This window comes from Burkholderia sp. MSHR3999, from assembly GCF_000833595.1.
GTDB classification, from domain to species: domain Bacteria; phylum Pseudomonadota; class Gammaproteobacteria; order Burkholderiales; family Burkholderiaceae; genus Burkholderia; species Burkholderia ubonensis.
On sequence record NZ_JRFO01000005.1, the window covers coordinates 118972 to 138326 of the forward strand.

The 19355-nt window shown below is 66.7% G+C and carries 17 protein-coding genes and 2 pseudogenes; 9 read left to right on the forward strand and 10 right to left on the reverse strand.

Going from position 1 to position 19355, the window contains the following annotated elements:
* Window positions 1-35 precede the first annotated feature (35 nt).
* The 3 genes from panE (at window position 36) to KY49_RS14600 (ending at window position 3254) form a co-directional block, all read left to right on the forward strand.
* A complete protein-coding gene (gene panE / locus KY49_RS14590) occupies window positions 36-980 on the forward strand; it encodes a 2-dehydropantoate 2-reductase (RefSeq protein ID WP_042585378.1) in 945 nt (314 codons plus the stop codon).
* A 269-nt stretch (window positions 981-1249) separates the two neighbouring features.
* Window positions 1250-1663: a DoxX family protein gene (locus KY49_RS14595; protein WP_042585379.1), complete on the forward strand. Its 414-nt coding sequence runs from the start codon at window positions 1250-1252 to the stop codon at window positions 1661-1663.
* Between the two features lie 331 nt (window positions 1664-1994).
* Complete coding sequence (locus KY49_RS14600; RefSeq protein WP_442854623.1) at window positions 1995-3254, forward strand: porin; 1260 nt, start codon at window positions 1995-1997, stop codon at window positions 3252-3254.
* A gap of 54 nt (window positions 3255-3308) precedes the next feature.
* On the opposite strand, the gene KY49_RS14605 is transcribed toward KY49_RS14600, so the two are convergent.
* Window positions 3309-4496 carry a TIGR03118 family protein gene (locus KY49_RS14605; protein WP_042585381.1) on the reverse strand — a complete coding sequence of 396 codons (1188 nt, stop codon included), beginning with the start codon at window positions 4494-4496 and terminating at the stop codon, window positions 3309-3311.
* 235 nt (window positions 4497-4731) lie between these two features.
* Between KY49_RS14605 and KY49_RS14610 the strand changes: the two genes are divergently transcribed.
* A complete protein-coding gene (locus KY49_RS14610; RefSeq protein WP_042585382.1) occupies window positions 4732-5658 on the forward strand; it encodes an ATP adenylyltransferase family protein in 927 nt (308 codons plus the stop codon).
* A gap of 556 nt (window positions 5659-6214) precedes the next feature.
* A pseudogene (locus KY49_RS35695) lies at window positions 6215-6511 on the forward strand (class I tRNA ligase family protein); the annotation flags it as partial.
* A 27-nt stretch (window positions 6512-6538) separates the two neighbouring features.
* On the opposite strand, the gene KY49_RS14615 reads toward KY49_RS35695, so the two are convergent.
* Together KY49_RS14615 and KY49_RS14620 are read right to left on the reverse strand one after the other, a co-directional pair.
* Window positions 6539-7009 (reverse strand): YbhB/YbcL family Raf kinase inhibitor-like protein, encoded by a 471-nt coding sequence (locus tag KY49_RS14615; RefSeq protein ID WP_042585795.1) that lies wholly within the window; start codon window positions 7007-7009, stop codon window positions 6539-6541.
* A 331-nt stretch (window positions 7010-7340) separates the two neighbouring features.
* Entirely contained in the window at window positions 7341-7814 is a 474-nt protein-coding gene (locus KY49_RS14620; protein WP_042585383.1) for a hypothetical protein, read from the reverse strand.
* A gap of 159 nt (window positions 7815-7973) precedes the next feature.
* Between KY49_RS14620 and KY49_RS14625 the strand changes: the two genes are divergently transcribed.
* From KY49_RS14625 to KY49_RS14635, 3 genes are read left to right on the forward strand one after another with little or no spacing between them, the layout of a single operon-like run.
* Complete coding sequence (locus KY49_RS14625) at window positions 7974-9632, forward strand: site-specific integrase (RefSeq protein WP_042585384.1); 1659 nt, start codon at window positions 7974-7976, stop codon at window positions 9630-9632.
* A 59-nt stretch (window positions 9633-9691) separates the two neighbouring features.
* Window positions 9692-10015, forward strand: coding sequence for a TfoX/Sxy family protein (locus KY49_RS14630; RefSeq protein WP_042585385.1), 324 nt, complete (start codon window positions 9692-9694; stop codon window positions 10013-10015).
* Window positions 10016-10066: 51 nt separating this feature from the next.
* Window positions 10067-10978 (forward strand): hypothetical protein, encoded by a 912-nt coding sequence (locus KY49_RS14635; RefSeq protein WP_042585386.1) that lies wholly within the window; start codon window positions 10067-10069, stop codon window positions 10976-10978.
* Between the two features lie 18 nt (window positions 10979-10996).
* Here the strand turns inward: KY49_RS14635 and KY49_RS14640 are convergent, their stop codons facing one another.
* From KY49_RS14640 to KY49_RS14670, 7 genes and pseudogenes are all read right to left on the reverse strand, one after another.
* Window positions 10997-11677 carry a MarR family winged helix-turn-helix transcriptional regulator gene (locus KY49_RS14640; protein ID WP_080340697.1) on the reverse strand — a complete coding sequence of 227 codons (681 nt, stop codon included), beginning with the start codon at window positions 11675-11677 and terminating at the stop codon, window positions 10997-10999.
* 177 nt (window positions 11678-11854) lie between these two features.
* Window positions 11855-12802, reverse strand: coding sequence for an alpha/beta hydrolase (locus KY49_RS14645; protein WP_042585797.1), 948 nt, complete (start codon window positions 12800-12802; stop codon window positions 11855-11857).
* A gap of 5 nt (window positions 12803-12807) precedes the next feature.
* Window positions 12808-13635: an SDR family NAD(P)-dependent oxidoreductase gene (locus KY49_RS14650; protein ID WP_042585387.1), complete on the reverse strand. Its 828-nt coding sequence runs from the start codon at window positions 13633-13635 to the stop codon at window positions 12808-12810.
* A gap of 11 nt (window positions 13636-13646) precedes the next feature.
* Window positions 13647-14915 carry a Rieske 2Fe-2S domain-containing protein gene (locus KY49_RS14655; RefSeq protein WP_042585388.1) on the reverse strand — a complete coding sequence of 423 codons (1269 nt, stop codon included), beginning with the start codon at window positions 14913-14915 and terminating at the stop codon, window positions 13647-13649.
* A 24-nt stretch (window positions 14916-14939) separates the two neighbouring features.
* On the reverse strand, window positions 14940-16241 hold the full coding sequence (locus tag KY49_RS14660; RefSeq protein WP_042585389.1) for a Rieske 2Fe-2S domain-containing protein: 1302 nt from the start codon (window positions 16239-16241) through the stop codon (window positions 14940-14942).
* Between the two features lie 33 nt (window positions 16242-16274).
* Window positions 16275-17263: pseudogene (locus KY49_RS14665) on the reverse strand (PDR/VanB family oxidoreductase).
* 28 nt (window positions 17264-17291) lie between these two features.
* Window positions 17292-17789 carry a bacteriohemerythrin gene (locus tag KY49_RS14670; RefSeq protein ID WP_071738571.1) on the reverse strand — a complete coding sequence of 166 codons (498 nt, stop codon included), beginning with the start codon at window positions 17787-17789 and terminating at the stop codon, window positions 17292-17294.
* A gap of 244 nt (window positions 17790-18033) precedes the next feature.
* On the opposite strand from KY49_RS14670, the gene KY49_RS14675 reads away from it, so the two are divergent.
* The gene (locus KY49_RS14675) at window positions 18034-19182 is read left to right on the forward strand and encodes a porin (protein ID WP_052495706.1); all 1149 of its coding nucleotides are present in this window, start codon (window positions 18034-18036) and stop codon (window positions 19180-19182) included.
* The last annotated feature ends 173 nt before the right edge of the window (window positions 19183-19355 follow it).

Genomic DNA, 19355 nt, shown 5'->3' on the forward strand with positions numbered 1-19355 from the left:
CGATGCGATGACGACACGGAGAAATTGAGGCGACTATGAGAATCCTGATACTTGGAGCAGGGGCGACGGGCGGCTATTTCGGCGGTCGCCTCGCGGCGGCCGGGCGCGACGTGACGTTTCTGGTGCGCGATTCCCGCGCGCGGACGCTCGACCGCGACGGCCTGGTCATCCGCAGCCCGCGTGGCGATCTGACGCTTTCCGACGTGAATACCGTCAGCGCGAGCGACCCGGCCCAGCCGTTCGACCTGATTTTCCTGAGTTGCAAGGCGTACAGCCTCGACGATGCGATCGCCGCCATCGCGCCGTTCGTCGGCCCGGCCACGATGATTCTTCCGGTGCTCAACGGGATGCGTCACCTCGACGTGCTGCAGGCGAAGTTCGGGCCGTCGCGCGTGCTGGGCGGGTTGTGCGTGATCGCCGCGACGCTCGATGCGCAGCAGCACGTCGTGCACCTGAACGATGCGCACAGCGTGTCGTTCGGCGAGCTGGGCGGCGGCGTGTCCGCCCGCACGCAGGCGGTGGCCGACGTGCTCGGCGACGCCGGTTTCGACGTCACGCTGAGCGACGCGATCATCGCGCGCATGTGGGAGAAGTGGGTGTTTCTGGCCACGCTCGCGGCGGGCACGTCGCTGTTTCGCGGCTCGGTGGGCGACATTCTGGCCGCGCCGGACGGCAGGCGCCTGCTCGAAACCCTGCTGGACGAATGCGTGGCGATCGCCCGGCACAACGGCTACGCGCCGAGCGGCGAATTCGATGCCCGCACGCAGAAGACGCTGTTCACGCCGTCCAGCCTGACGGCGTCGATGCTGCGCGACGTCGAGCAGGGCGCGCGCGTCGAGGCGGACCACGTGATCGGCGATCTGCTCGCGCGCGGTGGCGACGCGCCGGCGGCGAACGCCGGAATCTCGCTGCTGCGCGTCGCGTACAACCATCTGAAGACTTACGAAGCGCGCTTGGCGCGCGAGGCCGGCACGGCGTAGTGCTTTGTCGGCGGGCCCGTCGGCGATGAGCCAGCGGGCCCTGGTCACGGTTTGGTGCGCGGCCATTGTCCACTAAAGCGAGACGGCGAATCCGATTTCAGGCGATTGATGAATCATGGCAGGACAGTAAACTGCACCTGTGCTTCGCGAGATCCGCTCCGGTTTGCCGGTCGATCGAGCGAAGAAGCAGTCCGCCGTCTACGTATCCCGCCGCATCGGGATGCGGCTGCCGACGGACGCATCGACCCGTCAATTGAAAGAGGCTTGCCATGCGATACGTATCACTGGAATCGAAGAAGGATGGGCTGCTGCTCGCCGCCCGCGTGCTGATGATGGTGCTGTTCATCCTGTTCGGATGGCAGAAGCTGACCGGCTTCTCGGGCACCGTCGCCTACATGGCGTCGACCGGGGCGCCTTCGCCCGAGCTGTCGGCGGTGATCGCGGTCGCGGTCGAGCTGGTCGGCGGCCTGCTGATCGCAATCGGCTTCTACACGCGGCCGCTCGCGTTGCTGTTCGCGGCCTATACGGTCGCCACCGCGTTCATCGGACATCGCTACTGGGCGGCGCACGGGATGGATCAGTACATCGCGATGATCAACTTCTACAAGAACGTCAGCATCGTGGGCGGTCTGTTGCTGCTCGCGCTGACCGGTCCGGGCAAGTATTCGCTCGACAGGAAGTAAGGTCTCGCCGCGTCGTCGGCGATGCAACGAGCCCGGTGCGCGAATGCGCACCGGGCTTCGTCGTTTTGGGGGCGGCGCAACCCGGGATGTTCGAAATGTCTGTACTGGTTCGCACGCGGCGCACAGTGCGATGAAGGTTGTGAACGCAACCGTAAAGGAGGTGGGCCGAGGCGGCACATCGCGCGATTAGTCCGGATTTTGCAGAAGACCTTTTCTGTGCAGCGCGTTAATCGACTGTCGCGCCATCTCCAATAATGGCCGCCGATCCGTCGGTCGATCCACCGCGGTGACACGCCGGCGTTCTCGCCAAAGCAACCTGAAAAAATAATATATGTACTGCGATAGAAACAAGAACACGCGCGACAGGACCCGCGCCAGCGCGCATGGAGCAACCTTCGGTGGCCGGCGGGTGTCCGGCCTCGCCGGGACCGTCGTCGCGGCCTGCCTCGCGGGCTTCGGCGCGGGCGCGGCCCACGCGCAAAGCAGCGTGACGCTGTACGGCCTGATCGACACGTCGATCACCTACGCGAACAACCAGCGCACGCACGGCGCGGGTTCGCCGGGCAGCAGCAGCTGGTCGATGACGAGCGGCGCACAGAACGCTTCGCGCTGGGGAATCCGCGGCGCCGAGAACCTCGGCGGCGGGATGTCGGCGATCTTCGCGCTCGAGAACGGCTTTTCGGGCACCACCGGCGCGCTGTCGCAGAAAGGCGTCGACATGTTCGGCCGCCAGGCGTGGGTCGGGCTGAATTCGAAGACGGCCGGGTCGCTCACGTTCGGCCGCCAGTACGACCTCATCCTGGATTTCGTGACGCCGCTGGGCGCGTCGGGTCCCGGCTGGGGCGGCAACCTCGCCGTCCACCCGTACGACAACGACGATTCCAACCGCAACATCCGCATCAACAACTCGGTCAAGTACACGAGCCCGACGTACCACGGGCTGACCTTCGGCCTGATGTACGGCTTCTCGAACACCGCCGGCCAGTTCGCCAACAACGCGGCGTGGAGCGCGGGGGTGTCGTATGCGAACGGGCCGCTCAAGCTCGGCGCGGGGTATCTGAAGATCAACCGGGACCGCAACCTGGCCAACCCGAACGGCGCACTGAGCACGGTGGACGGCTCGGCGACGATCACCGGCGGCAGCCAGCAGATCTGGTCCGTCGCGGGACGCTACGCGTTCGGCCTGCATTCGGTCGGCCTCGGGTGGTCGCATTCGGCGACCGACGGCGTGACCGGCGTGCTGCAGGGCGGCAGCATCGCCGCGCTCAAGGGCAATTCGCTGGTGTTCGACAACTTCTCGATCGACGGGCGCTACTTCGTCACGCGGGCATTCAGCCTCGCCGCCGCGTATACGTACACGATGGGCCGCTTCGAATCGCGCGCGGGCGAAACCCGGCCGAAGTGGAATCAGGTGGTGGCGCAGGCCGATTACGCGTTCACGAAGCGCACGGACGTGTATCTCGAAGGCGTTTACCAGAGCGTGAGCGGAGGCCGGGGCAATCCGGCATTCAACGCGACGATATGGACGCTGGCGCCGTCCGCGAACGACAACCAGGTGATCGTCGCGCTGGGGCTGCGGCATCGGTTCTGATGCGTGACTGGACTGGGCCAGCGGACGCCGCCGCTGGCCACGTGCGACTGCTGCCTATTGCTCGTTCTGATCAGACCTGTGCGCCTTGGCGCCATTCGATGGCGCGATGGTACCGAACAGGCCATTGGTCTCCTTGTTCGGACCCGCGGTGAAGTACAGCGTGTCCGGGCTCGAGTTGCGGCCGCCACCGAGCGTCAGCGTCCACAGGCCGTCGATCGCGAGCGGATTGCCGGCCGCGTTCCCCAGTTGCTCGACAAAACTGCCGTTGTCGTCGAAGACACCGATTCGCCCGTCGCCGAAGTTGCCGATCAGGATCTTGCCGCTGAAGCGGCCGAATGCAAACGAAGCGCGTGTGATGCCCCACGGCGAGTTGAGCGTGCCTTGGCTGGCGAAGCGGCGCAGCAGGTGGCCGTCCGTATCGAATACGTCGACGAATCCATGACCGTTGCCGGCAACGTCGTCATGCTTCTTATCGTCCTGTTGCGCATAGGTGACGAAAAGGTCGCCATCGATGTTCGCGATGCCAAACGGCGCGTAGCCGGCCGGGATGCGCGGGTCGATGAAGCCGCCGTCCGTCTTCGCGGGCGTGAACATGCCGTTCGCGCCGTTGGGCCCGAATACATCGATCCGTCCCGCGCGGAAGTTCGTCGCGAACAGGAAGGCGCCTTTCGCGTTCACGCCGAAGACGAGACCCTTGTAGACGGCTCCGTTGGCCGCGGATGGCGTGGACGAGTTATCGGCCGCGAGCACGGCGCGGTCCGCGGGATTCAAGCCGCCGGCCCAGGCGGAAAGCGTGCCGTCCTCGGTCGCGAAGATGAATGCGGCCTGAAGCCTGGTGCCGGGCACGAGAAATGCCGACGACGGATTCCACACGATTCCGGTCGGCGCCGCGGGCGCGGGATTCGGCGGATTGATGGACGAGACGGGATGACAGGCGCTGGCCGGTGTCACGTTGCCCGGCAGCGGGATGGAGACCTGCAGCGCGACCTTGGTTCCCTGGCCGTCATACAGCGTGGAGCAGCCGGTGGCATTGTCGTTGACCCAGAATGGACTGCCTGCCGGACTGAAGGCAACCCCCCATGCGTTCTGCAGCACGGGGTCGACCTTCGGGGCCGAGCCGGCCAGATTGGACACGAGTGGCGTGACGACGTAAGCGTCATTGTCAGCGGCATGCGCAATGGTGAAACCGGCGGCGAGGACGATGACGGTCGCCGCCTTGAGACCCCACGAGACCTGGGACATGATGTCCTCCTCAGTCTGACTGGTGAGAAATCGCTCCGCGCGTGAGCGCCCGAGGAAGCTAAACGTTCGCGCCATCGCGAATATTCCCGCGGTTCTCGAATATTCACGGCACGGCTGCACGACGGGTTCGACCTTCAGACGTAGCGGCGAAGCGCGATGACGCGCGAGTACGACGAATGCATGCCGAAGCGGCTAGTATGTGGCGGTGGGCACCGTGAACATTCGAGGCTTTCCCATGTGCGACTCCATGCGTCTTCAGCGCGGCATGCTCTGGCCTGCCGTCCTGCGCCAGACCAAACACGCATTGGCCTATGGCGCGTTGCGTCCGGTCGAGACCACTCGGACGACGATCGAAGACGGCGGCGTACGCTTTCTCGTGCGCCAGGTTTCGAGCCTCGCGCGCAAGGACGAAGAGAGGCAGAAGCGGGAAGCCGGGCGGCCCCAGAAACGCGCATCGATCGATCCGTTTCTGCCCTACGATCCGGACCTCTTCGTCGCCGACATCACGGACACCCATCTCGCGTTGCTCAACAAGTTCAACGTGATCGATCATCATCTGCTGGTCGTCACGCGTCGCTTCGAGCCGCAGGAAGCGCTGTTGAACGCGGCGGACTTCACCGCGTTGTTCGCCTGCATGGCCGAATTCCAGGGCCTCGGTTTCTACAACGGCGGGGCGGCGGCCGGTGCGAGCCAGCCGCACAAGCATCTGCAGATCGTTCCGTTGCCGTTTGCGCAAGGCGAACCCATGCCGCCGATCGCGCCGCTTCTCGCTGCCGCGCGCGACGTCGGTTCCGTCTGCACCATCGCGGGTCTCGCGTTTCCCCACGCGTTCGCAAGGCTGGCGTTGCCGCCCGGCACGCCGCCGAGCGACTGCGCGCAGCGCGCGCTCGGCGTCTATCGCGATCTGCTGGACGCGACGGGGCTGCATGCGATCGACGTCGACGGCGAAGCGCATCAATCCTCGGCCTACAACCTGCTCGTCATGCCGCAAGGCATGCTGCTCGTTCCGAGATCCATGGAGTGCGTCGATGGCATTTCGATCAACGCGCTGGGCTTTGCGGGATCGCTCTTCGTGCGCGACGCCGCGCAGATGCAGGTCATCAGAACGCTCGGCCCGATGGCGGTGCTGCGGCGCGTCGCGGGGGCGTCTGATGCGGCATGACGGATGACACCTGTCATCACAGGTTATCGTGGCGAGTGGAAGCCAGCCGCGCTGATCGCCGCAACGGCAACCCGTTCGATCACTGTCTCCCGCCTCAAGCGCTTGCGCCATTGCGCGCACTCTCGTCACGCTTCCCCCGAACACATTCCCGGCTTTGATGTAGTCCGTCCGCCCGGATGGCGCGTCCCCACGCCGCCAGACTCCGACGACCTGCGACGAAACCGGCTCCGTCTCGCGCGCGCATCGGGCAGCCGCCGCGACACGTCATCCGTCCGACGGCATCGCCGTTGAACGCGGCGATTCTCATCAAACATCCGCATGGTCCACGGATGGACCGCGCTCGCGCCCATTCCGTCCATGCCGCGCCACCCGGTTTCCATATCAAGACGACGACAGGGAAGCGCCACCATGTCTCAACCAACGACACAGCCCATCCACCGCTCCATCCCGGAGAAACCTGGACTCGACGGACTCGAAGTGAAGTGGAGCACACGATGGGAAACGCAGCGCATTTGCGCTTTCGACCGCGCCGCTTTGCGAGGCGCTCGATCGCGCGATGCTCGCGCTTCTCTGGTGGTATTGCGACGATTATGTGGAATGGGTGAAAAGCCGCGCGCAGGGTGGCGATGCGTGCGCCTGCTCCGCGCACCACACGCTGGCTGCATCCCTGTCCGTGTTGCAGCGCTTGTTCGCGCCGTTCCTGCCGTTCGCCGCGGAAGAGTGCTGGTCATGGTGGCAAACGGGATCGATCCATCGTTCGGTGTGGCCCGACGCCGCATCGCTGCGGATGCTCGCCGGAGCGGATGCGGACGCGGACGGTGCGATGAGCGTCGTCGTTTCCGATGTACTGCGTGAGATTCGCCGGGCCTGCCATGCTCTCTTACTTCCGGAACGTACCGAGCAGTTCCGCGTGCGCAACCACATGCCCTTGCATCGCCTTCTCCAGTGCCGCCTTGGTCGGCTTGTGGAGATCGGGCAGCACCGTATCGAGCGCGTACAGCTTGTGGAAATAGCGGTGGCGGCCGATAGGCGGGCAGGGGCCGCCATACGCGACGCGCCGGAAGTCGTTGATGCCTTCGAGCGTGCCCGGCGGCAGCGCGCTGCCGGTGAGCGCCTCCTGCAGCCCGGGCGACGTGGGCGGGATGTTGTACAGCACCCAGTGGACCCATGTCATCTGTGGCGCGGCCGGGTCCGGCGCGTCGGGGTCGTCGACGATCAGCGCGAGGCTCTTTGCGTTGGCGGGCACCCCGGACCACGCGAGCGGCGGCGACACGTCCGCACCCATGCAGGTATGGCGGCGGGGAATCTCGCCCCCTTCGCGAAAGGCCGGCGAAGTCAGGGTCAAGGTCATGGCGTGCTCCTCGGCGACGCTCTGGGCCGCCAATGCGGCGGCGCAGATCAGCGGGATCAACAGGGATGCTGCGCGGCAACGCATCGCAGGTGCTCCATCGGATTGCGCTGCGACGATCGTCGATTCGCGGCCGGCGAGGCGTCGCAGCATCGTTCGGGCATTTAAAAAAGCTAGTGCAGGCCGAGGCCAAATTCAACACGCGGCGCGCGATGGGGCGAACGCGATCGTCTCGTCGGACGAATTGCAAGGCGGGCAGCGGGTCGACCGGTGCGCCGACTTCGGTGGCGATCGGTGCGAACTCGGTGTCATTCGGTTCTCGTTCGGGGCACCGTCACAAGCGCCGCCGTGTCGACCATCCGGCAAGCCGGTAGGCCGCCGCCGCCGTGATCCCGAATGCCAGATGGGCCGCCTGCGTGATGGCGCCGCGAACCGGAACGAACCACGGGAAGACCTCGGTGAAACCGTACAGGTTGATCCCGTAGAGAAGAAGCCCGAACACGGCTCCCACGAGCAGCGCCGGCCGCAGCGACAGCCGATGAATCGCCACCGCCAGCACGGCGGTGTAGGCGAGCGACAGAAACAGATGCACGAGCGTCGCCATGCCCATGACGAGCGGCTCGAAGCCGGCTGGCGGCCCGAGCACGCGTCGGCCCATGACGATGGCAGCCGTGAGGCGCGCGTCGCGATACAGGTTCCGAACGGCATCGTCGCCGTGGAGCCACCACAACAGCAGCTCCACCCATGTCGAGCCGACAGCGGCGCACAACGCTGCCCAGAGGATTCCGAACGAAGCGCCCGGTTTCATTTGTCGTCTGCCTCGGTGGTCGGTTGATTCGTGCGCGCCTGCTTCGCGCTGGTGATCCATTCTGACGGATCCGGCAGTCGGCATCCGCTGCCTTGCGATCGATCCATCAAGATAATGAAAGTTATCTTGATGCTATCGCTTCCATGTCACACTGACAGGATGAACCCGCTCCCACCCCCGCCTCTGCCGACCGAATCCGCTCCCGCCGGCTTTCCCGATGCCGACGAGCTTGCCGCGCTGCGCGCATGGTACGCCGGGATGACGGTCCGCGACGCGGTGGAACGCTATCTGCCGGACCGGCTGGGTGCGCGACGCTCGGCGCGCGGCGTGCTCGGCGGCATTCGCCGCCGCCTCGTGCGCGCCGCGCAATCGGCGCGCCGGCCCGATCTCGCGCATGTGCTGTCGCATCCCGAAGGTGAGCATTTACGGGAGGCAAAGGCAGTCGCCGAAGCGATCGAGATCCTGCGGCATGCGCGCGCGCCGTCGCCGCACATCGGCGACGCCGTCGACGACTGGCTGCCCGCCCGCGCAGTCGCCGCGCTGCGGGCGCACGGCATTGCGACGCTGGCCGATCTCACCGTGCGGATTCCGCGCCGCCGCCAGTGGTGGAAGGCGATTCCCGGGCTCGGCCTCGCCAGCGCGCGCCGCATCGAGGCATTCTTCGCCGCGCATCCGGAACTGACGGCGCGCGCGCGGGCGCTCGTCGCGGTGTCGCCGCCGAGCGGCATCGTGCCGTGGGAACAACTCCGGCTGCCGCATGAAGTCGACGGATCGGCCGGGACCTTCCGCGCGCCGCGCGCCACCTGCACGCTCGACGCGGACAACGACTACCAGGCGGTGCAGGCGTGGCTGTCACTGCACGAATCCACGGCGACCCGGCGCGCGTACCGGAAGGAGGCCGAGCGGCTGATCCTGTGGGCGATCGTCGAGCGCGGCCGCGCGCTGTCGTCGCTGACCACCGAGGACGCGGTCGCGTACCGCGCGTTCCTGCGCCGCCCGACGCCGGCCGAACGCTGGATCGGGCCGGTGCGGCCGCGCGGCGCGGCCGACTGGCGCCCGTTCTCCGGCGGCCTGTCGGCGCGCTCGGCCGCGTACACGCTGTCCGTGCTCGGCGCGCTGTTCCGCTGGCTGATCGAGCAGCGCTATCTGCTCGCGAATCCGTTCGCCGGCGTCAAGGTGCGCGATACGCGCCGGTCGATCGTGCTCGACACGTCGCATGCGTTCACCGAAGGGGAATGGCTGCTCGTCAGGACGATCGCCGACGGGCTCGAATGGTCGTACGGCTGGGAGCCGGCGGCGGCGCAACGGCTGCGCTTCATCCTGGACTTCGGCTATGCGACGGGATTGCGCGCGAGCGAACTGGTCGGCGCGACGCTCGGCGACATCGAGACCGACGCGCACGGCGATTCGTGGATCAAGGTCGTCGGGAAAGGGCGCAAGGCGGCCAGGGTCGCGCGCCGCCTGCCGGTCACGCCGAGCCGCTGGCGGCCCGATACGCCGCTGATCCCGAGCCTGGCCGAGGACGGCGACGCCGCGATCACCAGCGTGCGGCTCTGGAAGGTGCTGCAGCGCTTCTTCGGGCAGACGGCCGATCTCGTCGACGCGGACAACCCGTCGCTCGCCGCGAAGCTGCGGCAAGCCAGCCCGCACTGGATGCGCCACACGCACGCGACCCACGCGCTCGCGCGCGGCGCCGAGCTGACGACCGTGCGGGATAATCTGCGTCACGTATCGATCTCGACCACGTCGATCTACCTGCACGGCGACGACGTGAAACGGGCGCGCCAGTTGTCGGACGCGTTCTCGGCGGAAAAGTGACGGCGGCGCGAGTGCGTCGCGCATCGCATCAACCTGGCTTGTTTTTTTCGAGGAAACGCATGGCATCGAGCCAAAGCACCGTGGATTTCATCGTCGAACAGATGGCGGCGGCCGGCGCCGTGTCGGCGCGGAAGATGTTCGGCGAATACGGCATCTATTGCGACGGAAAGATGGTGGCGCTCGTCTGCGACGACCGGCTGTTCGTCAAGCCGACGCCCGACGGCAAGGCCTTTCTCGGCGAATGCGAGGAAGGCCCGCCGTATCCGGGTGCGAAGCCGTGCTTCGTCATTTCGGGCGAGCGGTGGGACGAGCGCGAGTGGCTGTCCCGGCTGATCCGGATCACGGCTGCGCAGTTGCCGCCGCCCAAGCCGCGCAAGCGCTGACGCAAGAGGGGTAAGCTTGTTCAGACCGGCGCCGCCGGCCGGAGCCTGCCAATGTCGACCGCTGAAAATACCGAAGTGAACCGACTGTTTTGGGCGGGATGCCGCGCCATCCTTGCCGCATGGTGTCTGTGCTGGAGCGCGCTGTCGTTCGGCGCGGACGCCGCCGCGACGCTGCTCGACCGATACCACGACCTGTCGGAGCAACTGAAGCACAATCCGTTCCGACGTCCGCTCTACCTCGAGTCGTCGGAGGGAAAGTCGACGCTGCGGGGCGACATCTACGCCGTCGTCGACTATCCGTTCGCCGTGGTCAACGGCAGGCTCAACGACCCCGCGCGGGGGCCGGCCAACTGGTGCGACGTGCTGATCCTGCACCTGAACGTCAAGTACTGCCGCGCATCGTCGAGCAGCGACGGCGCGACGCTCGACGTCAACCTCGGCAGGAAGGTCGAGCAGAATCTGGACGACACCTATCGCGTGACGTTCCGCTATCGTGCGGCGCCCGCGACGCCGGGCTATTTCCAGGTCGATCTCGATGCCGACAGCGGGCCGATGAGCACGAAGGACTACCGCATCGCACTGGAAGCGATCCCGGTCGGCGACACGCGCACGTTCCTCCATCTGACGTACGCGTACGGCTTCGGCACGGTCGGGCGCTTGGCGATGAAGGCCTATCTGGGGACCATCGGGCGCGACAAGGTCGGCTTTACCGTCGCAAGCGCGCCCGCCGCGACGCCGCCTGCGTATATCGGCGGCGTGCGCGGGCTGCTGGAGCGCAACACGATGCGCTATTACCTCGCGATCGACGCGTACCTCGGGACGCTCGACAAGCCGCTCGACCAGCGTCTTGCCCGCTGGTTCGACGCGACCGAGCAGTACGCGCGGCAGCTTCACGAGCTGGACCGGCAGGACTACCTGCAGATGAAGGCGAAGGAAATCCAGCGGCAGCAGAGCGTGCGGTAGGCGGCGTTGGCCCGCCGCTTACTTGCGGCTGCGCGGCGTGCGCCGCGTTTGCCTGGTTCGCGGCGCGGACGGCACGCTTGGCGCGTCGTCGAGTTCCTGGAGCACGGTTTCTTCCATCAACGCCAGCGTGCGCAGGCAGAATTCGTTGCCGGCTGCGCGCTCGGCATCCGAAAAATGCGCCATCGCCGGTGCGATCGACGATTCGTTCGCGAGCTTCACGACGGCCTTTTCGACGACGTCGAGCCCTTTCCTGGTCAAGTGGACGATGAATCCGCCGGCGTGGCTCGGGTCCGGCTGACGTTCCACCATCCCGAGGCTCGCGAGGCGGTCGATCTTCTTGGTGATCGCGCCCGACGTCACGAGCAGCGCGCGGTACAGATCGGTCGGACGCTTCGCGTACGGGTGCCCGCTGCGGCGCAACGCGAGCAGCACGCGCATGTCGGACCCGCTGATGCCCCACATGCGCTGGCACATCTTGTCGAACGACTGCTCGACGAGCGTGCCGAGTCGCATGAAGTAGATCGCCAGCAGGAAATTCGAAAGATCGAGATCGCTGTGCTCGTGTTGCCACTGCAGCGTGATCAGCTCGATCAGGCTGTTACGCGGAAGACTCGGCTTGGGGGCGAATTCTGTCTGCGTCGAAGCTGTTTTTGCCCCGGTTCGGGGGCGGGCGGGCTGCTTCGCGTCTGCGGTGCTCATCTCGATGACTTCCTTGGAAGGGCGTGCGACCGGATCGATCGTAAAGGGGCGGCGGCCGGCATCGCTGTCCGCCATTGTACGTAAGTTTCCCGGCGTCGCAGCGCTCGCCCCGGCCGCCCACGCCGGTATGCCCGGATACCCCGCCCGTCGATTGCAATCGCACGACCGCATCCATCGCTAACCGGTCTGCACGGCGGCACGCAGCGCGTCGGCAACCTGCCGCTGGGCCAGCGCGGCGGCGTCGACCTCGCCGCGCATGCCGTAAAACGTGTGCAGCATGCCCGTATAACGCACGCACGTCGTCGGAACGCCTGCTTCGGCGAGCTTGCGCGCGTAGGCTTCACCGTCGTCGCACAGAACGTCGCACTCGGCGGTGATCACGAGGGCCGGCGGCAGGTTCGCGTGGCTGTCCGCATGGAACGGAGACAGGGTCCAGGTCGACGGCGATATGCCGTGATCGAGCGCGTACTCGCGGAACGCATGCGCGACGTCGGCGGTGCGCTGCACGAAGCCTTCCGCATAAACGGACAACGACGCGTGCTGCTGACGAGCGTCCGTCGCCGGATACACGAGCGCCTGCGCGAGCAGGCGCGGCCGGGCCTGCTCCCGCGCGAGCAGGCACACGACGGCGGCGAGATTGCCGCCGGCCGATTCGCCGAACACCGTCAGTCGACCGGTCGGAAGCCCGTGCTCGTGACCGTGCTCGGCGGCCCACAGGGTCGCCGCCCACACGTCTTCCAGCGCCGCGGGGAACGGATGCTCGGGTGCGAGCCGATAGTCGACGCTGATCACGGCCAGCCCGGAGTCGTTGGCCAGATGCCGGCAGACGGCGTCGAAGCTGTCGAGATTGCCCATCCGCCATCCGCCGCCGTGAAAGGCCATCGTCACCCCAACGGCGCCGCCGGGATGGTAGATGCGCACCGGGATGCCGCCGCCCGGGCCGGGAATCGCGAGGTCGAAGACCTTGTCGATGCGGGGGCCGGGCGCCCGCGAGGCGGTGCGCGCGGCGATGCCGGCGCGTGCCTCGCCGGCGCTGATCTGCGCGAGGCTCGGCCGCGCGGCGGCCGCGTCGGCGAGTGCACGCAGCGACGGATGAATCCGGTCGCGCAGGGACGAATGTGTCATCGTGGTCATGGAGTGGGCGTTGCCGACGGGGCAAACCTGATGGCGGGAATGGCGGCTTTCACACTGAGGCCGCCATCGACGGTGACGATTTCGCCGGCCATGTGGGCGCTCAGGTCGGATGCGAGGAACAACAGGTGACCCGCGATTTCGGCGGGCGTGGCTGCGCGCCCGATCGGAATCGCATCGCCGACCCGCGTCCAGGTCGCTTCGTCCAGACGCTGATTCAGTCGCGGTGTGCGGACGAACCCCGGAGACACCGCGTTGATGCGCACGTTGTACGGCGCATACTCGACGCCCGCGCAGCGCACGAGATGATGCAGCGCGGCCTTCGACGCCGCATACGCGACCTCGTTCGGCACCGAGCGATCGCCGGCGAGCGAGCCGACGAACGCGAACGTGCCGCCGCCGTCGGCCTTCATCATCTCGCCGCCGATCTGCAGCGCGAGGTACGCATGGCGCACGACGATGTCGAACTGCTGATCCCACGATGCATCGTCGACGGCGGCCAGCGGCTTGATGCCCGCAACGCCGATGATGTCGACGACGCCGTGGATGCGGCCGAAGTGCTTGCGCGCCGTGTCGAACACGCGCTGCATGTCGGTGCGCGACGTTGCGTCGGCCACGCAGGGAATGCCGCCAGCGGCTTCGGCAATGCGGTGGGCGAGCGCTTCGTCGCAGTCGACGCAGAGCACGCGCGCGCCGGCCTGGGCAAGCGCGTGAACCGCCTGCTCGCCGATGCCCCGGCCCGCGCCGAGCACCACGAAACCGCGTCCGTCGAGCCGCAGCAGCGACAGGTAGTCCGGTGTGCGGCTGCCCGTTTGATCGTTCGTCATCAGGGTTCTCCTCAGGCTTCGATGGTTTCGCGATGCGCCGGCAGCAGATCCTGCCAGGCCGCGCCCTCGGCGAGCGGCCGGTCGCACGCGCTGACGCCGCGCAGATCGAGGCCGAGCGCCACCGGCTGCTCGTTGTTCATCACGCGCCTGACCGCGGCCAGCAGCACGCGGCGCACGCGCACCACGGCCTGGTCCGCGGGCACCAGATGCTCGCGCGAACGGTCGTAGAGCGGGCCTTGGGACAGCCCGATCGTCGCGTCTTCGACTTCGACGCCGCGCAGGCCGGTCCAGTTTTCCTTCATCAGCGCGCGGCTCTGGCCGAACGAATCCGCCCAGCTCGCGTTGAACGTGCAGTTCTTGCGATCGTAATACTTCGGATCGTCCAGGCCGAGCAGCGCGATGATCTTTTCCTCGGTGACCGGCGAGTCGCCGTGCACGACGATGTAGGTGCTCGTGTGCGTGTCGTCTTCGGGAACCTCGAGCACCGTGAACAGGAACGCCGGCGCGGGAATGATGCGGCCGTACGGCACGATGAACGGAACGACGCGCGCGTTGCGCACGCCCGGCTCGTCGGTCTTGCGCAGCGCGACGTAGTGGAAGCCGAACGCCGTGTCCTCGATCTTCAGCGACGGTTCGAGATCGTTCGACGCGAGCGCGGCCGGATTCACGACGTCCGGATTGCGCGTGAACGCGTCGTCCTTCCAGCCGGGCCGCGCCATATTGGTGTGCAGCACGCCGACGTGCGAGCTGTCCTCGCCGCCCTCGACCAGTTGAAGGTAGTTGCACGCGACGTTGATGCGCAGCACGACGCGATGGCTCGGTTCCGCATCCATGAATGCGTAGCGCGAGAACACGGGTTCCTGCTCCTTCGGCCCGACGTATGCCCAGACGATCCCGCCGGCTTCGCGCACCGGGAACGCCGGCGCCTTCATCCGCGCCGCATACTTCGGATCGGCATGGTTCGGCGTTTCCATCACGGCGCCGGCCACACTGAACTTCCAGCCGTGATACAGGCAGCGAATGCCGCCTTCCTCGACGCGTCCGAGCGCGAGCGATGCGCCGCGGTGCATGCACAGCTCCTCGAGCAGGCCGACCTGGCCGTTCGTGTCCCGGAACGCGACGTATTGCTCGCCGAGCAGCCGCACGCGCAGCGGCGCGCAGTCCGCGCCGGGCAGTTGCGCGGACGTGCAGACCGGATGCCAGAAACGCCGCATCAATGCGCCGCCGGGCGTGCCTGGGCCGACGCGGCACAGCATCTCGTTTTCTTCGTGGCTCAACATATCGAACTCCTCTTCAAAGCCGGGTTATGAGTTGCGCTGCGTGCGCGCGCCGGACGGCGAAACGATCCGGTGGTGCGGAACCAGTTGCCGCCAGTCCTCGCCCGGACCAACCTCTCCGGAGATGCCGATCGCGCGGCCCGATTCCGCGCGCAGCGCCGGAATGTCCTGCTGATCGCGCTGCGCGCGCGCGCACGCGAGCAGCGTGCGATGAAGGCGGCTGATCGCGAGATCCGCGCTCGACAGCATTTCCTGCGACCGGTCGCGGATCGGGCCGCTCGAGATGCTGCAAGCGGCGTCTTCCTGCGTGATGCCGTCGAAGCCGGTGAAGTGGCCGTTGCGCTGCGACTGGCGATCCTGCCGGTAGCCGTTGACGAACAACATCGCCGCCGGCGAGTCGCAGGTGTCGAGCGTCATCCCGTATTTGCGCAGCGTCGGCTCGTCGAGGCCGACGAACGTGAGCTGCGCGCTGCGCAGCGGCTCTTCGCCAATGGGCTTCTCGGCATCCCACCACACGTGGAAGAAGTAGCAGCGCTCGTCGTTGATCGGGACCACGGCAAGCCACACGTCGCCGTTCGCGTTGGCGATGAAGCTCGGCGCGATGAACGACGTGACGCGGGCGATGCGGTTTTCGCCGGCCTGACGGATCGCGACGTAGTGAAAGCCGAAATCCGTTTCGTCCGCCTCGATCGTCGGGGCGGCGTCGAACTGCATGTGCGTGATCTTTCCCGCGTAGTCCAGGTTGGAGTGGTTGGTCTGGGCCAGTGCGGAGCTGTGCAGCACGCTCAGATGCGACGAGTCGACGAGCCCCTCGATCACCTGCACGAAGTTGCAGTTGACGATCGCGCACACGTTGATGCGATGGGAATCCGGCTGGTCCATGAATGCCCGGTGCGGGAACGGCGGCTCCTTGTCCCGCGGGCCGAGGTAGGTCCACATCAGGCCGCCCGCTTCGCGAACCGGGTACGTGCGGCCCTTGAGGCGCTCCTTGAATTTCGGATCGGGGACGTTCGGCGTTTCGAGCACCGTCCCGTCCACCGCGAATTTCCAGCCGTGATAGATGCAGCGCAGGCCATCGCCGTCAGCGCGGGCGAGCTGCATCGACGCGCCGCGGTGCAGGCAGCCCTCGTCGTAGAGGCCGGGGCGTCCGTCCTGGTCGCGCCAGACCACGAACCGCTGCCCGAGCAGCTCGATCGTTTTCGGGTCGCCGTTCGGCGGCGGGAGGTCGGACGACTGGATCACGGGCAGCCAGAAGCGGCGCATCGCACCGCCCATCGCGGTGCCCGCGCCGGTGCGGCACATCAGTTCATTGTCCTGCTTGGTCAACATGTCAATCTCCTCAGGAGAGCGCGCGCGGCGGCGTCAAAGATCGAGGACCAATCGCGCGGATTTGGCACGCGAGCAGCACGGCATGAAGCAATCGTTGCGCGCGCGCGCTCGTCGTCGGTCAGGTAAAGGTCCCGATGGTCGGGTTCGCCGGCCAGCACCGTGGTCATGCAGGTGCCGCAGACGCCTTGCTCGCAGGACAGCGGCAGGTCGAATCCGGCATCGAGCAGCGCGTGCGCGACGCTCTGGTCGGCCGCTACCTCGATGACTTTGCCGCTGCTGTGGATTTCGACTTCGAACGGTGCGTCTTCGTCCGACGACTCGACCGGCGCCGCCGCGAAATATTCGCGATGCAGATGCGCATCGTCCCAGCCGAGCGTGCGCGCGGCCTGCAGGATGTGATCCATGAAGCCCGTCGGCCCGCACACGTACAGGTGCCGGTCCCCGGACGGCGCGCCGATCGCGGCGCGGGCATCCAGTTGCTGCTCGGTCGGACCGTCGTCGGCGTGCACGTGTGCCTGCGTGCCGTCCCCGATCTGCCGCACCTCGTCGACGAGCGCCATCCGCGACAGCGAACGGCCGCAGTAGTGCATCTCGAACGGCCGGTTCTCGCGCGTCAGTTGCCGGGCCATGCAGAGGATCGGCGTGATGCCGATGCCGCCGGCAAACAGGATCGACCGGTCTGGGCCGTCGTGCAGCGCGAAGTGATTGCGCGGCGCGCTGATCGTGAGCGTATCGCCGGCCCGCACGCTGTCGTGAAACGCGACGGAGCCGCCGCGGGATTGCGGATCGCGCAGCACGCCGATCCGGTAGCGCTGCCGGTCGTCCGGCAGGTCGTAAAGGGAATACTGGCGCACCAGTCCGCCGGGCAGATGCACGTCGATGTGCGCGCCGGCTTCGAAGCGGGGCAACGGCGTGTCCGACAGCGGCGCGAGCTCGTAGCCGTAGATGTCTTCGGCCAGCCACGTCTTCGCGCAGACGCAGACTTGCAACGTGGCGTTGATGGGAGTGTGGGACGTTTCCATGACGACTTCCGGATAAATGACAGACATTTCAGGCGGCACGCTGCAGGTGGCGCCGGATGACGACCGGGGCCGCACCCAGTTGGCGCTGAATCAGCCAGCGCGCAAGGCCCATGTCCATGACGCGCACATGCTCGGGAAACCAGTCCGCGAGCGCGCTCGCAAACGCGCGGACGACCTGCGGGCGGCCTTCGGCCAGCGCGGCGCGCACCGCGTCGAGCGACCGGAGCACGGCGGCGTGCTCGTCGATATGGCAGCCGGCCGATCCGTAGGCCGTGTCGCGCATCGCGTCGTCCTCTTCGCCGAAGTGGCGGCATGCGTGCTCGGCAAACGCTTCGAGCGCGGCCGCGAGGTTGGCGTCGGCCGTCGTGAGCAGCGTATCGACGCATTCGACGAACTCGTGATGCGTGTCGTCCATCGACCGATGGCCGAGCGCGTAGTCGTCGGTCCAGACGAAGCCGGCGGCTTCGGCCGGCGACGGCGTGCCCCGGGATCGGGTGGCCGCCTGGTGATCTCCTGATTCTTTCATTTCCATGCCTCGTTCCATGATACGGATCAGACGAATCGCATTCGTCTTCCATGGAAGGTAAATGTCCGAGCGACGGATGTCGAGGTAGGGAAAACTATGACGGCGCCCATGTTCGGAGAATACGCCCGCAAATATGCCGTTCGGAGCAGGCATACGGGTAACTCACGACCCGGTTGTCAATTGACATGGAAGATGATGGATTTGTATCTTCCAAGGAAGACGATAACTACATGGAGGTTGCGCAATGAATCTTCGGATAAAAGGGTTTGGAGAAGGGTTTGCGCGGCGCACGGCGTTCTGGTGCGGTCTTTCGACGCTCGCGGCGTGTGCGTCGGGAGCGGCACACGCGCAATCGAGCGTGACGCTGTACGGGATCATCGATACCGGCGTCGAATACGTGACGAACGTCGGGCCCCGGAAGCAGAGTGTGGTGAAGGTGCCGCAACTCACCGGGTCGTTGCCTTCGCGGTGGGGCATTCGCGGCAAGGAGGACCTGGGCGGCGGCTGGAGCGCGGTCTTCGTGCTCGAGTCGGGCTTCTCGCCGGGGCAGGGGACGCTCAACCAGAGCGGCCGCCTGTTCGGCCGGCAGGCGTACGTCGGGCTGTCGGGGCCGTGGGGCACGCTGTCGTTCGGCCGTCAGTATTCCCAGATCTATCTGGCGCTGCCGGGCGATACGATGGGGCCGAACATCTATGCGGCCGGGCTGCTCGACACGTATCTGGCCCAGGCGCGTCTCGACAACGCGATCGTCTACAGCTATTCGTCGTCGGGCCTGACTTTCGGCGTCAGTTACTCGCTCGGGCGGGACGCGGTGGCGCCGGCCGCCGCCGGCGGATGCGCGGGCCAGTCGCCGACCGATTACCGCGCGTGCAAGACGATATCCGCGATGGTGAAGTACGAGGCGGCGAGCTGGGGTATCGCGGGCGCGTTCGATCGGAACTACGGCGGCGGCGGGGCCGGCTCGCCGCTGCCGAGCAGCGCGCAGACGGATACGCGAGCCGTCATCAACGGCTACGTGAAGTTCGGCACGGCGACGATCGGTGGCGGCTTCCTGCACCGCATCAATCACGGGGAGCTGGCGCCGGGCGTCGTCGATGCGAACAGCAATTTCTGGTGGCTCGGGGCGACCTATCTGCCGGTTCCGCAGATCGTCCTCGACGCGCAGTACGGCCATCTGACCGTGAGCGGCCACGATGCCGGAGCTTCCGTGATCGCGGCGCGCGCGATGTATCTGCTGTCGAAGCGCAGCGCGGTGTACGTGACCGCGGGGCACATATTCAATCAGCGCAGCTCCGTGCTCACGATCGACGGCGGCACCGCCGGCACTTCTTCGTGGCCGGCGCCGGGCGTGGATCAGACCGGGGTGATGCTCGGCATTCGCCATACGTTCTGAAGAATCGGCGTACCCATTGCGATGCGTGTGACGTCGAAGGACGTCCATCGGGAAATCCGGTGCTCCCGAAATTTCTTCCTCGGATGATATGGCATCGACCGCCAATAGAGTGACTGTGCATCATTCTCCATCATTTCATGGGCTAGATGAGCGGCGGTATGTGAGTAAAATCC